The 19,752-nt window shown below is 69.2% G+C and carries 14 protein-coding genes and 1 pseudogene; 4 read left to right on the top strand and 11 right to left on the bottom strand.

Translation table 11 applies throughout. The features are described from left to right. From ACT3S2_RS07395 to ACT3S2_RS07385, 3 genes are read right to left on the bottom strand one after another with little or no spacing between them, the layout of a single operon-like run. Nucleotides 1–3,432, bottom strand: a complete 3,432-nt coding sequence (locus ACT3S2_RS07395) for a UvrD-helicase domain-containing protein (RefSeq protein WP_444561465.1) — start codon at nt 3,430–3,432, stop codon at nt 1–3. Then, a complete protein-coding gene (locus tag ACT3S2_RS07390; protein WP_444561464.1) occupies nt 3,429–6,662 on the bottom strand; it encodes an ATP-dependent helicase in 3,234 nt (1,077 codons plus the stop codon). Before ACT3S2_RS07390 ends, ACT3S2_RS07395 begins: the two co-directional genes overlap by 4 nt. 8 nt (nt 6,663–6,670) lie before the next feature. Further along, nucleotides 6,671–7,057, bottom strand: coding sequence for an MGMT family protein (locus ACT3S2_RS07385; protein WP_444554339.1), 387 nt, complete (start codon nt 7,055–7,057; stop codon nt 6,671–6,673). A gap of 58 nt (nt 7,058–7,115) precedes the next feature. Between ACT3S2_RS07385 and ACT3S2_RS07380 the strand changes: the two are divergent. The 4 genes and pseudogenes from ACT3S2_RS07380 to ACT3S2_RS07365 all read left to right on the top strand — a co-directional run bounded on the left by ACT3S2_RS07380 (nt 7,116) and on the right by ACT3S2_RS07365 (nt 10,877). After that, nucleotides 7,116–7,796, top strand: a pseudogene (locus ACT3S2_RS07380) (3'-5' exonuclease). 306 nt (nt 7,797–8,102) lie between these two features. Then, nucleotides 8,103–9,011 (top strand): MetQ/NlpA family ABC transporter substrate-binding protein, encoded by a 909-nt coding sequence (locus ACT3S2_RS07375; protein ID WP_444554337.1) that lies wholly within the window; start codon nt 8,103–8,105, stop codon nt 9,009–9,011. Between the two features lie 115 nt (nt 9,012–9,126). Beyond that, nucleotides 9,127–10,221 (top strand): methionine ABC transporter ATP-binding protein, encoded by a 1,095-nt coding sequence (locus tag ACT3S2_RS07370; protein ID WP_444561463.1) that lies wholly within the window; start codon nt 9,127–9,129, stop codon nt 10,219–10,221. Continuing rightward, nucleotides 10,218–10,877 carry a methionine ABC transporter permease gene (locus tag ACT3S2_RS07365; RefSeq protein ID WP_444561462.1) on the top strand — a complete coding sequence of 220 codons (660 nt, stop codon included), beginning with the start codon at nt 10,218–10,220 and terminating at the stop codon, nt 10,875–10,877. Before ACT3S2_RS07370 ends, ACT3S2_RS07365 begins: the two co-directional genes overlap by 4 nt. 99 nt (nt 10,878–10,976) lie before the next feature. On the opposite strand, the gene hemL is transcribed toward ACT3S2_RS07365, so the two are convergent. The 8 genes from hemL to hemE all read right to left on the bottom strand — a co-directional run. After that, nucleotides 10,977–12,290 (bottom strand): glutamate-1-semialdehyde 2,1-aminomutase, encoded by a 1,314-nt coding sequence (gene hemL, locus ACT3S2_RS07360; protein WP_444555728.1) that lies wholly within the window; start codon nt 12,288–12,290, stop codon nt 10,977–10,979. Then, the gene (gene hemB / locus ACT3S2_RS07355) at nt 12,287–13,276 is read right to left on the bottom strand and encodes a porphobilinogen synthase (RefSeq protein WP_444555727.1); all 990 of its coding nucleotides are present in this window, start codon (nt 13,274–13,276) and stop codon (nt 12,287–12,289) included. The genes hemL and hemB overlap by 4 nt, the downstream gene beginning before the upstream one ends. A gap of 70 nt (nt 13,277–13,346) precedes the next feature. Next, nucleotides 13,347–14,243 carry a uroporphyrinogen-III synthase gene (locus ACT3S2_RS07350; RefSeq protein ID WP_444555726.1) on the bottom strand — a complete coding sequence of 299 codons (897 nt, stop codon included), beginning with the start codon at nt 14,241–14,243 and terminating at the stop codon, nt 13,347–13,349. Continuing rightward, nucleotides 14,244–15,248: a hydroxymethylbilane synthase gene (hemC, locus tag ACT3S2_RS07345; RefSeq protein WP_444561461.1), complete on the bottom strand. Its 1,005-nt coding sequence runs from the start codon at nt 15,246–15,248 to the stop codon at nt 14,244–14,246. After that, on the bottom strand, nt 15,245–16,462 hold the full coding sequence (locus ACT3S2_RS07340; RefSeq protein WP_444555724.1) for a ferrochelatase: 1,218 nt from the start codon (nt 16,460–16,462) through the stop codon (nt 15,245–15,247). The genes hemC and ACT3S2_RS07340 overlap by 4 nt, the downstream gene beginning before the upstream one ends. Then, nucleotides 16,459–17,163: a hydrogen peroxide-dependent heme synthase gene (gene hemQ, locus ACT3S2_RS07335; RefSeq protein WP_444555723.1), complete on the bottom strand. Its 705-nt coding sequence runs from the start codon at nt 17,161–17,163 to the stop codon at nt 16,459–16,461. Before hemQ ends, ACT3S2_RS07340 begins: the two co-directional genes overlap by 4 nt. A gap of 64 nt (nt 17,164–17,227) precedes the next feature. Further along, a complete protein-coding gene (gene hemG, locus ACT3S2_RS07330; RefSeq protein ID WP_444555722.1) occupies nt 17,228–18,706 on the bottom strand; it encodes a protoporphyrinogen oxidase in 1,479 nt (492 codons plus the stop codon). Between the two features lie 84 nt (nt 18,707–18,790). After that, nucleotides 18,791–19,752, bottom strand: a 962-nt coding sequence (gene hemE / locus ACT3S2_RS07325; RefSeq protein ID WP_444561460.1) for a uroporphyrinogen decarboxylase, incomplete at its 5' end; no start/stop codon positions are given.

The raw sequence follows: 19,752 nt of genomic DNA, 5'->3' as shown, positions 1-19,752 counted from the left end.
TCAGCTCGGGTCGAGGTCGGCCATCGAGGTCGTGATCAGTTCTTCGAGCTCCTCCGCATCCGCCAACCGGGCGGGCCGGATCGTCCGCCCCTGGCCGACGTAGTAGAACGCTGCCTCGACGTCCTCCAACGGGACGTCGTGCAGGCGCGACCAGCCCAGGCGGTAGACCGCCAACTGCAGGGATTTGATCTCCAGATCCCGCCCGGTGGGTACCCGCCCGGTCTTCCAATCCACGAGTGTCCATACCGTTCTGCCGTCGGCGTCGAGCTCCTTGAACACCGCGTCGATCCGACCGCGTACGCTGACCGGTCCGACGCGGGTCTCCAACGGGACCTCGACGTAGGCCGGCTGCCGGGTCGCCCATTCCGAGGCCAGGAATTCGGTTTTCATCTCCTCCAGCCCGTACATGTCCTCCACATAGGCATCGGCCGCCCCGGGGAACTCCCCCAGGTCAAGCATCCCGGTGGAGCCGTAGTGGTCCTCGATCCAGGCGTGGAACGCGGTGCCCTTCCGGGCGGCAACACCGGGGCGTCGCGGGACCGGTCGACGCATCTGGCCCAGGACCTGTCCGGCATCGGTGGCCAGATCGACGAAAAGCGAGGCGCGCACATGCTCGGGCACCGCCGCGGTTTCCCGCGAGGCCTCCCGTTCCCGGCGGGCCGCCAACAACAACGAGGCCTCGTGGTTCCACGCTGCCCCGTCTTCGGTGGTCACCGGGGTCTCGTCGTCGGCTCCGGGGACGGCCCGTAGTTCGAGCTGCTCGTGCACCAGGGCCGCGGCGGCCTCGAGTGGGCCGCGCCGTCCCCGCGGCTTGGGCTGGGCCACCCCGGCCCGGAAGACGACGGGGCCTTCGAGCGGGTCGTAGGGCCAGCTGGATTCGAGCGGATCCTCCCGGAAGGGGTTCTGCCCGGGTGCTTGGTCGTCCTCGCACCAGACGGGGACGGTGGCCCGCGGCGTGGGGGCCTGGGCCAACGGGAGCAGCTCGTTCAGGAACACGGAGGGCCCGGTCGGTTTGGACCGCGATCCGGTCCAGACCGTACTCGAACACAGCAGCAGGTCCTTGGCCCGGGTCAGTGCGACGTAGGCCAGCCGTCGTTCCTCGTTTTCCCCGTGGGCCAGGACGTCATCACGGAATATCGCTTCGGCGACGACGGCTTCGAAGAGGCTGGGCTGATCGGTATCCCATTGGGGCAGGTCGTGCCGGTCACCGCGCAGCGGCCAGGGCAGGGAGCCGTCTTCCTTGGTCCATCGGGAGTCGGTCGAGGAGGGGAAGATGCCCTCGTTCATTCCCGGGATCGCCACGACATCCCATTCCAATCCCTTGGAAGCGTGGATGGTCAATAGTTGCACGGCTTCGCTACTGGCTTCCTGCTGGACGATCTCCAGACCGCCTTCCTTGGCTGCGGCAGCATCCAGCCAGACCAGGAATCCGCTCAGATCGGCTCCCAGGTCAGTATCGGAATATCCGGCGGCGACCTCGGCGAACGCGTCGAGGTGGCGTCGTGCCGTATGGATACCGACGCCGGGTTTGGCGGCGACCTCGATGTCGAGCAACAAGGTGCGTTCGACCTCATGCAGCAGGGACGGCAGATCGTCGTCGGCGAAGCTGCGCAGATAGCGGATCTCGGCTTGGAGTGTGTGCAGCCGGTCCAGGGCGGTGGAGGTCAGGCTCCGTCCGGCCGAGGACGTCCACTCCGGTGGGGGGAGCCGATCGAGCGCTTCGACGAGACTGGCTTCCTCGGCCAGCTCGCTGCGGGCTTCGGTTTGGCTGTCCACCGCGGCACTGTCCGCGGTGGTGGTATCGATGTCGCGGGCCTCGCGGATGGCTGCTTCACGGCGTCGGGCCAGGAACCGGGACCAATCGGCAAAGGCCATCAGGTCGGCGGGGCCCAGCCTCCAGCGGGCACCGGCGAGCAACCGCAACAGGGCATCGGAGCGCAGCGGGTCCACCAGGACCCGCAGCGTCGAGACGAGATCGACGATTTCCGGCATGGCCAGCAGCCCGCCCAACCCGACGATCTCGTAGGGGATGTCGCGCTGGGTCAGGGCCTCGGCGATGCCCGCCAGGGCGGCCCGGGTCCGGCACAGGACGGCCATGGTCGGATGGCGCCCGAACGCCGAGGTGAACGCCCCGCGTTCGCTCAGGAGGCGGCCTGCGAGAGCAGTTGCCTCCTCGGCACTCGTGGCAAAGCGGGCGAGTTCGACCCGGCCGGTTCCGGCGAAGGGGCTGTGGACCAGCGCGGGGACGGCGATGGAACCCGAGGCCCGGTTCGGGTCTTCACGGTTCAGCGGGGCCGATACGGCGTTGGCGGCTTCGAGGACGTTCACCGAGTTGCGCCAGGCGGTGGTCAGGAACGCCACCGCCGAGGGGGTGGGCCTGCCGTCGGGACCGGTGGCCGGGAACTCCTGGGGGAAGCGGAAGAGTTGGCCGGCCGAGGCCCCCCGGAAACCATAGATCGACTGGTTGGGGTCCCCGACGGCCGTGACCGCATGGCCTCCGGTGAACAGTTGTGAGAACAGCACCATCTGGGCGTGGGACGTGTCCTGGAACTCGTCCAGGAGCACGACCTTGAACCGGTCTCGTTCAACCTCCCCCGCCGTGGGTACGGTTCTGGCTATACGGGCGGCCAGGGCCACCAGGTCCCCATAGTCCAGGACATTGCGTTCGGCCTTCGCCCGGGCATACCGCACGGCAAGATCCGCCACCGTGGCCCGGGTCCTGAGCTTGTCCAGGAGCTTGAGGGCGGGTTGGGAGGGCTTGGCTTCCTTGCCGACGCGGTAGGGAAGCGCGGACAGATGGTCGACTTCGGCGAGTACATGGTCGCGGGCTTGGAGGGGATCCACCAGATGTTCGGCACATTCCCCGGCGAACTGCACGACCGCATCGACCAGGGTGGACTTCGCCACGCGCAGGTGTTCGTGGTCGCCGTCGTACTCCTGGACGACCTTCAGGGACAATTGCCAGGCCTGGGCGCTGCCCAGCAGCGCGGTGTCCGATTCGACCCCGATGCGCAGGCCATGATCCTGCACCAGGGCGTTGGCGTAGGAATGGTAGGTCGAGACCTCCGGTTCCAGCGGGGCATCGTCATCTCCCGGCGGGACGATCCCGCTCTCGGCCAGACGGGCCAACTGCGCCCGGATGCGTTGGGCCAGTTCCCCTGCGGCCTTGCGGGTGAAGGTGACCCCGAGGATCTCATCCGGCCTGACCAGCCCATTGGCCACGAGCCAGACCACCCGGTCGGCCATGGTCGCCGTTTTTCCGGATCCGGCGCCGGCGATCACAAGCATCGGAGCCAGTTCGGAGGAGATGATGGCCGCCTGTTCGGCGGTCGGCTGGTGCTGGCCCAGCAGTTCGGCCAGCTCCTCCGGGGTGTAGCGGCGGCCGGCAGCGGATTCCTGCTGCGGGAGTGCCAGGTCGTGCTCGTGGTTCATTCGGTGACCTGCCGTCCTTCATCACATAAGGGACACACGGCCGGCAGCCGGCAGCCGCTGCCGCTGCGCCCCGCCTTGGAGGGGTCGTGCCGGGTGTGGAATTCGTTGCCGGCCATCAACCGGGCGGCGCTCAGTACCAGTGGGGTGGCCCAGTCCTCGGCGCCGACGGGGTCCTGGGCTTGCTCCCCCGGGCTCTTGGTCGTGGTACCCAACTGGACCAGGGCGGCGCCGCCGGGCTGCTGGGGCAGCTCCGCGCCCAACCCCCCGGCCAACACGGCGGCCTGGTAGCTGCCCAGTTGGGGGTTGCGTTCGACGTCGGCCTTCGTCGGCGCGGATTTCCCGGTTTTGAGGTCGATCACGTAGGCGCGGCCGTCCGCGTCGACCTCCAGCCGATCGATGACCCCGCGCAGCCGGACGGTGATCTCTGCATCGGCGATTTCGACGTCGAAGGACTGCTCCCTGGCCAGCAGCGTGCGGTCATGGCTCCGCATGAGGATCGCGTATTGGGCGAGTTTGCGCAGCATCGTTTCGGCCCGCTCGTGGTCCTTCGCGGTTTCCCAGTTCGAGGGCAGATCCAGATCCGGCCAGCGGCGATCCAGTTCCTCCAGGTATTCGTTCCCGGTGGCGGCCGGCAGGTCCTCGGCGATCGCATGCACCAGGGTCCCCAGACTGCGGGCCAGATCCGTCGCCGGTTCCCCGCCCGCGGCCTGGACGAACCAGTCGAGCGGGGATTCCAAGGCAGCCTGGACCCGCGAGGGTGAGACCCGGACCGGCTCGCCCTCGGGGTTCACCGGGGCGTCGGTGCTCGCCGGCTTGAGCCCCCACCACTGGGCGGGGGCTGCTCCGCGGACGTGTTCGGGCTGATCCGCCAATCGGGCCAGGACGGCTGCCGCGTCGATGGCTGCCGGTCCCGGGTCCGTGGCGGTGCTGCCGGCTTCCAGACGCTGGCGCAACAAGGCGACCAGGGAGGCCAACGTGCGTTCACGCGGCACCGCGGTGATCGGTCGCGGGGTTTCCTGGGAGGTCCAGGGCAGGACCAGATCCAGGAACTGGGAGGGTTGCTGGTCCTCGGAAGCGACCCCGAGGCACACCAATCCGTCCCGGGCGCGGGATAGCGCACTGGCGAAGGTGCGCAGTTCGTCGGCCCGGGTGGCCTTCAATCGGGTGGCAGGGTCACGCTGGCGCAGGATGGCCGGTCCGTGTTCGATGACATCGGCCAGGGCGCTGCTGCCCAGCAGTTCCCCCCGAAGGCGCGTATTGGGCCAGATCCCCTCCTGAAGTCCGGGCACCAGTACCAGATCCCATTCGTGGCCGACCGCACCGGCGGGGGTGGTCACCGCGACGGAGGCGCCGTTGCCCCCGCGGGAGGCCAGGGTGTCCATCGGCAGTTCCTGGCTGAGCACGTGATCGGCGAACTGGCCAACCGTCGAGCCGGGAAGCTGGTCCACGAAACGTTCCGCGGCCTGGAACAGCGCCATCAACGCGTCGAGATCATGATCGGCCCGGGCCCCCGCGGCCCCGCCATCCAGGGCGGCCTGACGCCAGGTGTTTTCCATTCCGGAGGCCGACCACAGGGCCCAGAGGGCGGTCTCGGCGTTGGCGGTGGGTACCGCGAGTTCGGCGACCAGCGCGGTGAGCATCCGTCCCAGTCGTTCGGCGCCGCGACCTTCCCGGCCCAGGCCGCCGAGGGCCTGCGGATCGGTGAAGATCCCGCGCAGTAGTTCGGTGCTGGAGCGTCGTCCTCCGGCCACGCGTTCGCGGCGGCGCAGGACTTGTCGGAGCCGACGGATGTCCAAGGCGGTGGAGGCCCCGTAGCGCGAGGAGAGCAGGGCCTCGACGACCCCGGCATCCGGAAGGTATGCCGCCGGTTCCGGGGCCGGCTCCCCGGTTCCTTCGCTCCCGTCGGGACCCCCCGCCGTGTCCAAGGCCACGCGCAGGAGGGTCAGCAACGGGCGCACCGCCGGTTCCTCCCGCAACGGCACCTCCGCCTGCGGGACGTCCACGGCAATGCCCTGGCTCGCCAGATGACGGGAAACCTCGGCGACCAGACCACCATTGCGGACGATGACGGCCATCGAGTCCAGGGACCGGCCGCGCATCAGGTGTTCTTCCAGGAGCCGCTGGGTCACCAGCCGTAGCTCGTGGACGGGTGATTCGACCAGATGGACTTCCACCGCTTCCCGCTCGTCGTCTCCGGTCGGCGCCTGCGGGCGCTCCACGAGTCGGCGCCCCGAGTGGCCCGTGGTGACCGGGATGCGTCCGGCCACCCGCGTCCAGGCCTCGGCGATCGCCGGGTTCATCCTCCATGAGGTCCCCAGTTCGATCCGCTCGGCGGGGTTCCTATCGGTTCCGTAATCGCCTTCGAACCGGCCCAGCAAGTCGGGACGCGCGCCCCGGAACCCCAGGACGGCATTATCCGGGGCGGCGAAGGCCAGCAGGTCACGCCCGGCGGCCAGCAACCGCAGCAGCCGGTGCTGGGCGGGGTTGGCCTCCTGCAGGTCGTCCACCACGATCAAGGACAGGCGCTGGCATTCCTCCTCGAGGAGTTCCTCATGGTCCTCGAGCAGGTCGGCGGCGGCGGTGATCAGCCCTGCCGGGTCGAAGGCCTCGCTGGAGCCGAGGTCGAGCAGGTCACGGTATTCCTGGTAGAGCGCGGCGGAGGCGGTCCATTCGGGCCGCAGGCAGCGTTCCCCCAGTTCCTCCAGGTCCCCGGCCTCCACCCCGTATTCGGCCAGCCGGTCGAAGAGTTCACGGATCTCCTTGCGGAATCCGCGGGTCCCGATGGCTTCGCCCAGCGACTCCGGCCAGGCGGGGCCCGCGGTGATGCCGTCGGCATGCCCCGCCAGCAACTGGGCGATCAGGGTGTCCTGTTCGGGGCCGGAGAGCAGCCGTGGGGGGCGCTCGACGGCGGGCAGGTACCCCAGCAGCCGGGCCCTGCGGATGAGATCGAAGGCGTAGGCCGCCCAGGTGCGTACCGCAGGTTCGGAAAACGTCGTATCCGTCGCTGCCGAGAGCCGATCGCGCAGATCGGCTGCCGCGGACCGGGACGGGGCGATGGCCAGGAGGTGTTCGGGCCGGTGCCCGGCGGCGAGCCTGCGCACGACGACGTCGAGCAACGCCGTGCTCTTCCCGGTCCCCGGTGCTCCCAGGACAAGCACCGGGCCGTGGCCGGGGACCAGCTCACGGAGGCGTTGCCGGGAACTTTCTGCGGTGTCCTCGACGGTTTCCATGGACTCCATCAGAGCATGCGCCCCCGTCGCTTTGGCGCGGCCTCCTCCACGACGGTCGCCGACGCCAGGACCGCGGCGACTTCGTCGAGGAGCGCGAAGGCCTCCTCGTCGGGTTGCCAGCGGGCCACCGGGACGCGGACCCGTCCGTGGCGAAGCGGGATCGATTCGTCGATCCAGTGCGGGATGGCCCTGGCCTGCAGATCGGCCGGCAGGGTTCCGTCGGCGCGCAGCACCCGCCACCAGGGCAGGGCGCCGTCGGACCGGGCCATCGCGGCGCCGACCTGACGGGGGCCACCGGCGCCGAGCAGCTCGGCAATGTCCCCGTAGGTCAGCACGGCCCCCGCAGGGATGTGACAGGCCAGCCGATGGACGGCCCGGGCATATTCGGCTGACATGGTTCCAGTTTAGGCGGGCCGGCGCCATATCGTCGGCAGCTGACGATACCGTGGGGACATGGATAACTGGCATGAGCTCCCCCGCGCAGCATTCGACCTCGAGACCACCGGCAAGGATCCGCAGGAGGCACGCATCGTGACCGCCTCCGTCGTGATCGTCAATGGCCGGCAGGAGATCATCAACCACCGGGAGTGGCTCGTGAACCCCGGAGTGCCGATCCCCGAGGAGGCCGCCGCAGTGCACGGGGTGAGCACGGAGCAGGCCGTTGCCTCCGGGCAGGATCCCGCCACTGCCATCGCCGAGATTTCCGCTCATCTGCGCGACTTGTTCCAGACCATGCCGGTGCTGGCCTTCAATGCCGGATATGACTTCACCGTCCTGGCCCGGGAATCGGAACGCCAGGGGGTTCCCGCCCTGGAGCCGGCCCCGGTGATCGATCCGTTCATCATCGACAAGCATGTCGATAAGTACCGTCGGGGCAAGCGCACGCTCACGGCGATGTGCGAGCACTATGGCATCCCGTTGAACAACGCCCACTCCTCGGCCGCCGACGCGGCGGCGACCGTTGGGGTGGCCGATGCCCAGGTCGCGAAGTACGCACGGGTCCTGTCCGTGGATCCCGCCGAGCTGCACCGGTTGCAGATCTGATGGGCTGCCGAGCAGGCCGCGAGCCTGCAGGAATTCTTCCGCCGCAAGGATCCGACGGCGGTCGTGGACGGCACCTGGCCGGTCCGCTGACCCCCAGTCAGGGGGTCGGTGGCCGGACCAGCGGGGCCGGCGCACGATCCCATAGTGGGACATATCACTTAATTTTCCGGAAGTGGGCGTCGCCGGACGGATGGGGCCGTTCTTAGAGCGCGTCGGGTTCATATCGCATGGGCTCGGACCAAAACCGCATTCTCGTGAAGTTTCTTCGCCAGGACCCAATATTTCGATATGTGAATTCGATTTCGTGAAGCACGCAGGGGTTGATCAAATGGATTCATTCGATTGTTGGTGTCCATTTCGGGACACCGTTCACTTCCAGCCGGAAAGAACCCCTGTATGCCTAAATTCCAGTTGCCCCTTGCGAAATTTGCAGCCCTCGCGGCGGTGACCGCCCTCGGGTTGAGCGCCTGCGGCGGAACCTCCGAAGCATCGTCCAGTCTGCCGGATGACATCACGACGGTGACCATCGGTGTGGCCGACGGCGCCGAGCCCTACTGGCAGGTCTACAAGAAGGTCGTGAAGGAAGAGACTGGCGTGGACGTCGAGTTCAAGAACTTCTCCGACTACAACCAGCCCAACCCGGCCTTGGACCAGAAACAACTGGATCTCAACGAGTTCCAGCATCTGCAGTACCTGGCCACCTACAACACGAAGAACGACAAGGATCTGCAGCCCATCGGGGGCACTGCCGTCTACCCGCTGCCGTTGTACTCCACGCAGTACTCCTCCACCGAGGAGATCCCGAAGGGATCGGAGATCGCCATTCCGAACGACCCGGTGAACCTGGCCCGTTCGCTGATCGTGTTGGAGGCCGCGGGACTCGTGGAGGTCGAGGGCGGCGCCGATTCCACGTCGACCCCGACCGATGTGGACACGGCAGCCTCCAAGGTCAAGGTGGTCACCGTCGATGCCAAGATGACCGCACAGAACCTGGACTCGTTGGCCGGTGCCGTCGTGAACAACAACTACGCTGCGGCAGCGGACCTCAGCGATGACGACATCATCGCCCAGGACGATCCGGAGGCGGACTCGACGAAGCCGTACATCAATGCGTTCGTCGCCCGCGATGCCGACAAGACGAACCCCACGCTGCTCGAGGTCGCCAAGCTCTACCACGACCCCGAGGTCGTCGAGGCGATCAAGAAGGATCTGGGCACCGGTGGCGTATTCAGGGAGAACAGCGGTGAGGACCTGCAGTCCGCCCTGGCGACCATCGAGGAGAACATGAAGGCCGATTCCCAGTAGTCCCCCGGCCCCCCTTCGAACCGAGTCAGCACGGCTGCGGCACCGGACACCCCGGGGCCGCAGCCGGCATGGCTTCGAGGGCCCCGCCATCATCCTCCGCGAGAAAGGACCTGCGATGCCATCCATCGTCAGTTTCCGCCAGGTCTCCAAGGCCTACCCGGGCCGCGGCGCCGCCAAGGGTACCCCCGTCCACGCGCTCCGAGACATCACCTTCGATATCCAGCAGGGCTCCATCACCGGGGTCATCGGCTACTCCGGGGCGGGAAAAAGCACCCTGGTCCGTCTGATCAACGCCCTGGAGCTGCCCACCGGAGGCAGCCTGGACGTCAACGGACGAGAACTCACCGGCATGAACGAGAAGGATCTGCGGGGGTTGCGCGGCGGCATCGGCATGATCTTCCAGCAGTTCAACCTCTTCACCTCGCGCTCGGTGGCCAAGAACGTCGAGTACCCGCTCATCGTCGCCGGCTGGCCGAAGGAGCAACGCGTGGCCCGGGTCGCCGAATTATTGGAATTCGTCGGGATCTCCGAGAAGGCCAGGCAGTTCCCCAGCCAGCTCTCCGGCGGTCAGAAGCAGCGCGTGGGCATTGCCCGGGCCCTGGCCACCAACCCGGAGCTCCTGCTGGCCGACGAGGCCACCAGTGCGCTGGACCCCGAAACAACCACCGAGGTGTTGGCCCTGCTCAAACGGGTCAACGAGGAGTTCGGCACCACCATCGTGGTCATCACCCATGAAATGCACGTCGTCCGCTCGATCTGCGACCACGTGGCCGTCATGGAACAAGGCGCCCTGCTCGAACACGGCCCCGTCTACGACGTCTTCGCCTTCCCGGAGAACCCGGCCACGCAGAAGTTCATCAGCAGCACCATCGCCGACCGGCCCAGCCCGGAAACCGTGGCCCGCCTGCAGGTGCTGCATCCGGGACGCCTGGTCAGCATCACGATCTCCGAGGCCCCCGGGGCCGGGGCCGGAACCAACCAACGGGAGATCTCCTCGCTCCTGGCCTCCTATCCGGCGGTCCATGATTCGGTGGTCTACGGTTCCGTCACCGAAATCGCCCAACGCCCCTTCGGGTCCCTGACGTACGTCCTGGAAGGACCCGAGGCCGATGTCGATGCCGTCGTCGAAGGCCTGTCGAAGATCACCACCGTCCAGCAATGGCCCGTGTCGACCCCGGCCGGCCCCGAGGCCGAAGGAGCGAAGCAATGATCGAATGGGGCACCCTCGGACCGCTATTGGTCTCATCCATCGAACAGACCCTCTACATGGTCATCATCACCATGGTCCTCGGCGGGATCCTGGGGCTGCTGATCGGCATCCTGCTCTACGCCACCCGGCCGGGGAACATCCTGGCCAACACCGTGGTGTTCAACGTGCTGAACTTCGTGATCAACCTGGTCCGGCCGATCCCGTTCACCATCTTCATCTCCCTGGTCGGTCCGTGGACCCTACAGGTCATCGGCACCTCCATCGGCACCAATGCGGCGATCTTCCCCATGACCCTGATGACCGCCGTGGTCCTGGGGCGCATCGTGGAACAGAACCTCGTCGGGGTCGATCCCGGAGTCGTCGAGGCGGCCCGGGCCATGGGTTCCAGCCGTAGCAGGGTGCTCTTCGACGTCGTCCTGCGCGAATCGATCGCGCCGCTGGTGCTGGGCTATACGTTCATCTTCATCGGGGTCGTGGACATGTCCGCCGTGGCCGGATACATCGGCGGCGGTGGCCTGGGCGACCTGGCCATCACCTACGGCTACCAGCAGTTCAACTATGCGGTCACCCTGCTGGCCGTGGGCGTCATCGTCGTGATCGTCCAACTGGCCCAGCTGTTGGGCAATGCCCTGGCCAAGCGCATGCTGCACCGCTGAGCACTCCCGGCGCACACACAGGCGGCGTTCGACTCCCTCCTCGGGGGAGTCCAACGCCGCCTGTGTGTGCGGTCTCCACCGGGGTGGACCGGCGTGCCTCTATGCCTGCGGCACCGCTGCCGCGGCGGCCCGGGCGGCGGCCGGCAAGGCACCGATGATGCGTTCCATGGCCGCGTCGTCATGCGCCGCCGAGAGGAACCAGGCCTCGAAGACGCTCGGGGGCAGGTAGACCCCGGAGTCCAGCATGGAGTGGAAGAACGGGGCGTAGCGGAAGGCCTGCTGGCCCTGCGCCTGCTCGTAATCGTGCACCCCGTGCTCGGAGGTCCCGAAGGCCACGGAGAAGAGGTTCCCGGCGGTTTGGATGGAATGGTCCAGCCCGGCGCCGTCGAACGCCTGCCGCACCGCGGCCTGCAGTTCGATGCTGCGGGCGTCCACGTGGGCGTAGACCTCGGCGGTGGCATGGGTCAGCGTCGCGATGCCGGCGGCCATCGCCACCGGGTTCCCGGAGAGGGTTCCCGCCTGGTAGACCGGGCCCAGCGGGGACAGGTGGTCCATGACCTCGGCCCGGCCGCCCAGGGCGGCGGTCGGCAGTCCACCGCCGATGACCTTGCCGAACGTGAACAGATCCGGGGTCCAGCCTTCTCCGGCCCCGGTCAGGCCCCAATAGCCGCCGGGTCCGGTACGGAACCCGGTGAGGACCTCGTCCAGGATCAGCAGGGATCCGTGGGCGGCGGTGATCCGCGACAGGGCGGCGTTGAAGCCCTCGGAGGGGGTCACCACCCCCATGTTGGCCGGCGCCGCCTCGGTGATCACGGCGGCGATGCGTTCCCCGTGCTTGACGAAGGCCGCCTCGACGGCGGCGACGTCGTTATAGGGCAGCACCAGGGTCTCGGCAGCGGTCGCCGCGGTGACCCCGGCGGAACCGGGTAGCGCCAGGGTGGCCAGACCGGAGCCGGCTGCGGCCAGCAGTCCATCCAGGTGCCCGTGGTAGCAACCGGCGAACTTCACGATCAGATCGCGGCCGGTGTAGCCGCGGGCCAGCCGGACGGCCGTCATCGTCGCCTCGGTGCCGGTGGAGACCATGCGCAGGCGTTCGACGGCGGGAACCCGATCGCTGACGAGCCGGGCCAGTCCTGCCTCGTCGGGGGTCGAGGCCCCGAAGGACAGGCCACGATCCACCGCGGCGTGCACGGCTTCCTGGACGGCGGGATGCCTGTGGCCCAGCAGGGCCGGGCCCCAGGAGCAGACCAGGTCCACGTAGTCGTTCCCGTCGGCATCGGTGAGGTGGGCGCCGTCGGCGGCCACGATGAACGGGGGCACGCCGCCGACCGAGCCGAAGGCCCGGACCGGGGAGTTCACTCCCCCGGGCATCAGACCCCGGGCGGTGTCGAAGAGTTCCTGTGAGGTGCTCATGCGTGGTTTCCTTCCTTCAGCCAGCCGGCGAGTTCGGCGGCCCAATAGGTCAAGACGGTGTCGGCGCCGGCACGGCGGATCGACAGGACGGATTCGGTGACGGCGGCGCGACGGTCGATCCAGCCGTTGGCGGCGGCGGCTTCGATCATCGCGTACTCGCCGGAGATCTGGTAGGCCGAGACCGGGACCGGCGACATGGCGGCGACGTCGGCGAGGACATCGAGGTAGCTCATGGCCGGTTTGACCATGACCAGATCCGCGCCCTCCTGAAGGTCCAGTTCGACCTCGTGGATGGCTTCCCGACGGTTGGAGGCATCCATCTGGTAGGTACGCCGGTCCCCGCTCAACTGCGAATCCACGGCCTCCCGGAAGGGCCCGTAGAACGCCGAGGCGTATTTCGCCGCGTAGGCCAGCACCGAGGTGTCGGCCAACCCGGCCCCGTCCAGGGCCTGCCGGATGACGGCGACCTGGCCGTCCATCATTCCCGAGGGGGCGACCATATGGGCCCCGGCCTCGGCTTGGGCGACGGCCATCTGCGCGTAGATCGCCAGGGTGGCGTCGTTGTCCACGCGACCCTCGGAGTCCAGGACCCCGCAGTGCCCGTGGTCGGTGAATTCGTCCAGGCAGAGATCGGACATGATCACGATGTCGTCGCCGACCTCGGCCCGCACGTCGGCGATGGCGCGGTTCAGGACCCCGTCGGGGTCGATCCCCGCGCTTCCGGAGGCATCGCGTCGGGCGGGGACCCCGAACATCATGAACCCGCCCAGCCCCAGTTCGACGGCTTCGACGGCGGCGCGTTTGAGCGAATCGGTGGTGTGCTGCACGACCCCGGGCATGGAGCTGATCGGCTGTGGTTCGGTGAGGTCCTCCCGGATGAACGTGGGAAGGATCAGGTGGCGGGGGGCCAGGTCGACTTCTGCGACGAGCCGGCGCATGGCGGGGGTGGTCCGTAGCCGGCGGGGCCGGTGGGCGGGGAAAGACATTGTGGCCTTCAGCTTTCTGCCCCGGATGGCGTGTGGGGCGTTCGTGGTCTGCGGGTGGGGTTCGGGGGGGTCAGTCGGAGCCGGGCGTGCCGGCGGGGCTCCCCGGGGGCGACGGGTCATGCACGGCGGATTCCCAGGCGTCGGCCAGTCCAACCGGGGTGGGGGTGGCGGCGATGGCCGCCGGCTCCCAGCCGTTGCGACGCAGCTCCTCGGCGGTGGAGTCCCCGATCGCGATGGCGACCACCCGATCCGGTGGGGTGCCGACCAATCCCAGATAGCGTCTGACGATGCTCGGGGAGGTGAACAGGACGGCGTCCACTGCGGCGGGGGCGCCCCCGCTCCGGGTCAAGGCCGCCGGTTCCACCAGCGGGGCGGGTACCGGTTCGGCGTCTGCGGCGTGCAGCCGACGGGACGCCTCGGCCGGGGCGTCGACGGTGCGGTAGGCGGTGACGACCAGGGCGTCGGCACCCCATTCGCGCATGCCGTCGGCCAGGGTGGTGGAGGCGATATCTGCTTGCGGCATGAAGACATCGCTTGCGGGCCCCGGGCGGGCGGGCGCCGGCCATTCGGCCAGCATGCCACGCGCCGAATGGTCGCCGGCGGGCGCGAAGTCCACGGTCAGTCCCGCCGCACCGGCGGCACGGGCCGTGGCCTCGCCGACGACGGCGATCCGGGTCCGTTCCGGTACGGGGATCCCGGTTCCGCCCAGGCCCAGGGCGGCACAGCGTTGCTGCAAGGCCAGCACCGTGGTGCGGGAGGTGAGCAGGAGCCAGTCGAATCCCCCCTCGGCCAGGCGTAAGAGCCCGTCGTCGACCCCGGTGGTGTCCTGCGGCAGTTCGAAGTCGATCAGCGGGCACAGCACGGTGGCCGCGCCGCGGGAGGCCAGTTCGGCCACGGTGGCCGCGGCCCGGTCCGCGCTGCGCAACAGCAGCGCGGACCGTCCGGCCAGCCGCTGGAGTTCGGGCACCTAGAGGCCTGCCATCCGGGCGGCTCCGGCGTCGAGCAGTTCCTCGGCCAGCCGGATCCCCAGGGTGCGCGCCCCCTCGAGGTCGAGGCGCCCGGTGGTGGCGCTGCGACGGATCCATTCACTGCCATCGGGGGCACACGCGACACCATCCAGTGTCAGCTCGCCGTCGACGATGCGGGCCAGGGCGCCGACCGGGGCCGAGCAACCGGCCTCGAGCCGACCCAGCAGCGCCCGTTCGGCGGTGATGGTCATCCGGGTTTCGGGATCGTCCAGGACCTTCAGGGCCGCGTCGACCTCGGCGTTGCCGGTACCCCCGGCGCGGACCTCCACGGCCAAGGAGCCCTGACCGGGGGCCGGGAGCATGATCCCCGGATCCAGGTACTCGGTGATGTGTTCGCCCAGGCCCAGCCGTTCGAGTCCCGCGGCAGCCAGGACCACGGCGTCCAGGTCGCCTTGGACCCCACGCCCGACACCGCCGTCGTCCTCGGGAGTGGCCGAACCGGCCACCCGGCCCAGCCGGGTGCCGACGTTGCCGCGGATGCCCACGATCTGCAGGTCGGGCCGGGCGACCTTCAGCTGGGCGCCACGACGCGGGGATCCGGTACCGACCTTGGCTCCGTGCGGGAGCTGGTCGAGCCGGAGTCCGTCCCGGGCACATAACGCGTCCCGGACGTCGACCCGTGTCGGGGTGGCCGCGATGACCAGGTCCCCGGGTTGGGCCGTGGGCAGGTCCTTGAGCGAATGGATGGCCACATCGCAGCCGCCCTCGAGCAAGGACATGCGTAGCGCCGCGGCGAAGACCCCGGTGCCTCCCAGCTGGGACAAGGGGCCGGAGGTGACGTCGCCCTCGGTTTTGACCCGGATCAGTTCATGGCCCTGTCCGGAGGCCGCGCTCAGGGCGTCGGCGACGGTCCTCGTCTGGGTCATCGCCAGTGCCGACCCCCGGGTGCCGACGCGGAAGCCCGGCTCCGACGCCGGGCCCGGTCCGTTCAGTTCCTCGCTCACGATGCGGGCACCCCCACCTCGGAGTCCACCGCGGCAATGGTCGGTTTGATCGTGCCGTCCCGCATGACCTTGGAGCAGCAGTCGGGACGGCAGACGTCGAACCAGGGGCCGAGGGCCACCTCGCTCTCCCGGCCCTGCAGCAAGGCCGTGCCGTCCGGTCCCGCCAGGCGTTCGGAGACCATGTCCACGATGCCGCGCACGAACTTCTGGTGCGTGCCCGGGGTGGCCACCCGGTTGAACGCCAGGCCCAGTTCCGCGCAGGTGTCCTTGGCCTCGGTGTCCAGGTCCCAGAGGACCTCCATGTGGTCAGAGACGAAGCCGATCGGGACCACGACCACGCCGCCGGTGCCTTCCTGGCGGTAGTCGGCCAGGGCGTCGTTGATATCCGGTTCCAACCACGGGGTGGCCGGGGAGCCCGAACGGGACTGGAACACCAGTGAATGCTCCAGCCCTGCGGCCTCGGGGACCTGGGCCAGGATGGCCTGGCCCACGGCCAGGTGCTGGGCCGAATACACGTCCGTGTCCAGGGTGGGGGCCAGATCGCGGGGGCCGGCCGCTTCGGCGTCGGAGAGCGGGATGGAGTGGGTGACGAAGACGACCCGTACCGGGGCGTCGGGGGTGCCCGCCTCGGCCAGCTGGGAGCGCACGTCGGCCAGTCCGGCGGAGAGCCCCTCGGCGAAGGGGTCCACGAATCCCGGGTGGTCGAAGTACTGGCGGACCTTATCGACCTCGAGGATGCCCTCGAGCCCGGTTTCGCGTAAGGCCACGCCCAGGTCCTCACGGTATTGGCGGCAGCTGGAGTAGCTGGAATAGGCGCTGGTGGAGAACATCAGCACCCGGCGGTGTCCGTCTTGGTGGAGCTGCTTCAGCGTTTCGGGGATGTAGGGGTCCCAGTTGCGGTTGCCCCAGTAGACGGGGACCTCGATCCCACGGGAGGCCAGTTCGGCCTCCATCGCCGACTTCAACGCCCGGTTCTGCGCGTTGATCGGGCTGATGCCGCCGTTGGCCCGGTAGTGGGTGGCGACCTCTTCGAGCCGCTCGTCGGGGATCCCGCGGCCCCGGGTGACGTTGCGCAGGAACGGAATCACGTCCTCCTGGCCTTCGGGCCCGCCGAAGGAGGCCAGCAGGATGGCGTCATAGGGTTTGGGGGCCATCCGCCCCGCGGCGTCGTAGCCTTCACGCGGGTCGAAGGACTGCTCGTTCGGCCGGCTCATCGCAGGACCTCGGCCACCTCGGCGGAGCTGATGCGCTTGCCGGTGTAGAAGGGGATCTCCTCGCGGACATGGTTGCGGGCCTCGGTGTAGCGCAGGTGGCGCATCAAATCGACCAGGTCGATCAGTTCGGGGGCTTCCAGACCCAGCAGCCACTCCCAGTCGCCCAGGGCGAAGGAGGCGACGGTGTTGGCCTGGACCTGCGGGAAGTCCCGGCCCAGCATGCCGTGGTCGCGCAGCATCTTGCCGCGTTCCTCGCCCTCGAGCAGGTACCACTCGTAGGAACGGACGAAGGGGTAGAAGCAGAGCCACTTCTGCGGCTCCTTGCCCAGGGCGAAGGACGGGGAGTGGTTCTTGGTGAATTCCGCGTCGCGGTGCACGCCCATGGCGGAGAAGACCAGGGTGGTTTCGGCGAAGAGGTAGGTGCGGCGGATCTTGCGCACGGCCGCCTGCAGGTCATCGGGGGTGGACCCGTGCAACCACACCATGATGTCGGCGTCGTTGCGCATCCCCGACACGTCGTAGGTGCCGCGCAGCACGACGCCGGCGGCGGCGAGTTCGGCGACGAGGGCGTCGAAGGCCTCGACGCCTTCACTGCGGTCTAGGTCGGAATCGCGCTTGAACACGGTCCACAGGGTATAGAAGAGCTCTTCCTCCGGGGCGTCTGGGGTGCCGGTTTCGGTGGTGGAAGGTGCTTGGCTCACGGTGTGGCCTCAACTTTCTGCTGCTGGATATTTCGATGGGGTCTAGGCGGCCTCTCGGCCGGGGTCAACTGGCGGTGATGGAGGTCCGGGCCCTGGTGTCGGCGACGACGGAGGCCAGCCCGGTGCCGGCCAGCCAGGCGCCGACGACCTCGAGGCCGGGATGACCGGCCAGGGCGGTGCGAAAGGCCTCGACGCGGTCCCGGTGGCCGGTGGTGGCGAACGGCAGGGCCGCGTCATGACGCACCACGTCCCACCCCACCACGTCCGCTGCCGAGACGGGGACCCCCAACAGGGCGGAGGCATCGGCGATGGCGATATCACGCAGGACGGCGTCGTCGGCGGGGATCGTGCCGGGGGCATCGGACAGCCGGCCGTAGGACAGCCGGAGCACATGCGTTCCCGGTCCCGCCTCATCGGCGAGCCACTCCCATTTGGCAGTGGCATGGGTCAGTGCCTTGGCCCGGATCCCGGGGGTTCCGGGGGCCACGAGCAGCCCGGTACCCCGCGGGGCGGCATCGAGCTCGGGCTGGTCCACGACCAACGTCACCAGGGCGATGCCATGGCCTGTCTTCGGGCGCAGGGCCGCGGCATCGGGCAACAGCCCGGCCAACAGGTCCACTGCTGCGGGTCCGGGGGTGGCGATGACCAGCCGGTCGGCGGACTCAGGGGTCTCGCGCCCTTCGACGGTGACGTCCCAGCCGTCCTCGGAGGGATCGTGCGAGGGTTCGGCCCGGGCGATGGAGACGACCGGGGTTCCGGGATGCAATCGGGCTCCTGCGGCATCGAGTTCGGCCAGCAGGGCCCCCGTCAGCCGGTGCATGCCCCCGGCCAGGCCGCCGACGGCGGATCCCGCCGGGGCGGAGGCGCGCAGCGCAGCCACTCCCCGGGCCAGGGAATGGTGCTCGGCCATGGCGGCGCGTAGACCGGGGGCGACCGTATCGACGTCGAGGGTCGTCGGATCGGCCGAGTGCACCCCCGCGACGATGGGGGTCACCAGGGACTCCAGGACGGCTTGACCCATCCGGGCCGCCACGAGCTCGCCCAGGCTGATCGGTTCCTTGGCCTGGCGGCGGGTCACCGGCATGGCCAGATCGGTGGCGGCCCGGACACACCCCGCGGCACCGATCACCGTCTTGACGTCCTCGGCCCAGGGATCCGCCGGGATGCCGAGCAGGGCGGTGGCCGGCATCGGCATGGCGCGGGGGCCGCCGCGTTTGGCGCCGTCGACGGCGTGGTAGAGCCAGGACCCCGCGGGGTTCGGCGACTGGAGCGATGCTCCCAGTCCGAGTTCTGTGGCCAGATCGGCCACCGCGGTGGAGCGGACCGCGAAGGATTCGGCCCCCGCATCCAGGTCCAGCCCGGCCACCTGGTGGCTGGCCACGGCCCCGCCGAAGCGGGGGGAGGCCTCGAAGACGTCGACCTGGTGTCCGGTCAAGGACAGTTCACGGGCCGCCACAAGCCCGGAGATCCCTCCCCCGACCACGATCGCGCGGGGTGCCGAGGCGTGGCCCGGAGTACCGGCTAGCTGCCCGGCCTGCGTCATCCCTACGTCCTTTCCGCGGTGGGGACCCGCCCAGGGTCCCCCACCATTATCGCCCCGTGTCCTGACCGTCAGGTGTGCACGGCGTCAGCCGGCGGTCGGCGGGATGGAGTGGATGAGCTCCACGATCCGGGTCAGCACCTCGGGCTCGGTGTCCGGGGGCACCCCGTGGCCGAGGTTCACGACATGCCCGGGAGCCTCCTCGCCGGAGGCCAGGACGTCCCGGACATGGGCTTCGAGCACTTCCCAGGGGGCGGTCAGCAGGGCCGGGTCTATATTGCCCTGCAGCACGTTCCCCCCGGAGAGACGGCGGTTGGCTTCGGCCAGGCTCAGCCGGTAATCCACCCCGACGACGTCGGCACCACAGTCACGCATGGCCGTCAGGAGTTCACCGGTCCCGGTGCCGAAATGCACCAGCGGCACGCCCAGGTCCTTGACCCGGGAGAAGGCCAGCGTGGAGGACGGCGCCGCGAACTTCTCGTAGTCGGCCAGCGACAGGCTTCCGGCCCAGGAGTCGAAGAGCTGCCCGGCACTGGCACCTGCCTCCAGCTGGGCGCGCAGGAACGCGCCGGAGGCTTCCGCGGCCCATTCGGCCAGGGCGTTCCAGGTCTGCGGATCGTTGTGCATCATCCGGCGCGGGCCCAGGTGGTCGCGGGAGGGCTTGCCTTCGACCATGTAGGCGGCGACGGTGAACGGGGCCCCGGCGAAGCCGACCAGCGGGGTGCTGCCCAGCTCGGCGACGGTCAGGGCCACGGCCTCCCGGATGGGATCCAGCGAGGCATCGGTCAGTTGGGGCAACCGGGCCACGTCGGCCGCGGTGCGCACCGGTTCGTCCAGGACCGGGCCGACCCCGGGGACGATGTCCACGCCGACTCCTGCGAGCTTGAGCGGGATGACGATATCGGAGAAGAAGATCCCCGCGTCCACCCCGTGGCGGCGCACCGGCTGCAGGGTGATTTCCGAAGCCATCGCGGGGTCCAGGCAGGAGTCGAGCATGTTCCCGCCTTCGCGCAGCTTGCGGTACTCGGGAAGCGAGCGTCCCGCCTGGC

The organism is Arthrobacter sp. AOP36-A1-22 (assembly GCF_052377615.1).
In the GTDB taxonomy this organism is placed as follows: Bacteria; Actinomycetota; Actinomycetes; order Actinomycetales; family Micrococcaceae; genus Arthrobacter_H.
Note: the sequence above shows the minus strand (reverse complement) of the source record. Positions and strands in the feature narration are given on the sequence as shown.

Excerpts from the sequence above, each read along its gene's own strand:
- ACT3S2_RS07395 (WP_444561465.1), bottom strand. The coding sequence starts at position 3,432 with ATGAACCACGAGCACGACCTGGCACTCCCGCAGCAGGAATCCGCTGCC.
- ACT3S2_RS07390 (WP_444561464.1), bottom strand. The coding sequence starts at position 6,662 with ATGGAAACCGTCGAGGACACCGCAGAAAGTTCCCGGCAACGCCTCCGT.
- ACT3S2_RS07385 (WP_444554339.1), bottom strand. The coding sequence starts at position 7,057 with ATGTCAGCCGAATATGCCCGGGCCGTCCATCGGCTGGCCTGTCACATC.
- ACT3S2_RS07375 (WP_444554337.1), top strand. The coding sequence starts at position 8,103 with ATGCCTAAATTCCAGTTGCCCCTTGCGAAATTTGCAGCCCTCGCGGCG.
- ACT3S2_RS07370 (WP_444561463.1), top strand. The coding sequence starts at position 9,127 with ATGCCATCCATCGTCAGTTTCCGCCAGGTCTCCAAGGCCTACCCGGGC.
- ACT3S2_RS07365 (WP_444561462.1), top strand. The coding sequence starts at position 10,218 with ATGATCGAATGGGGCACCCTCGGACCGCTATTGGTCTCATCCATCGAA.
- hemL (WP_444555728.1), bottom strand. The coding sequence starts at position 12,290 with ATGAGCACCTCACAGGAACTCTTCGACACCGCCCGGGGTCTGATGCCC.
- hemB (WP_444555727.1), bottom strand. The coding sequence starts at position 13,276 with ATGTCTTTCCCCGCCCACCGGCCCCGCCGGCTACGGACCACCCCCGCC.
- ACT3S2_RS07340 (WP_444555724.1), bottom strand. The coding sequence starts at position 16,462 with ATGAGCCGGCCGAACGAGCAGTCCTTCGACCCGCGTGAAGGCTACGAC.
- hemG (WP_444555722.1), bottom strand. The coding sequence starts at position 18,706 with ATGACGCAGGCCGGGCAGCTAGCCGGTACTCCGGGCCACGCCTCGGCA.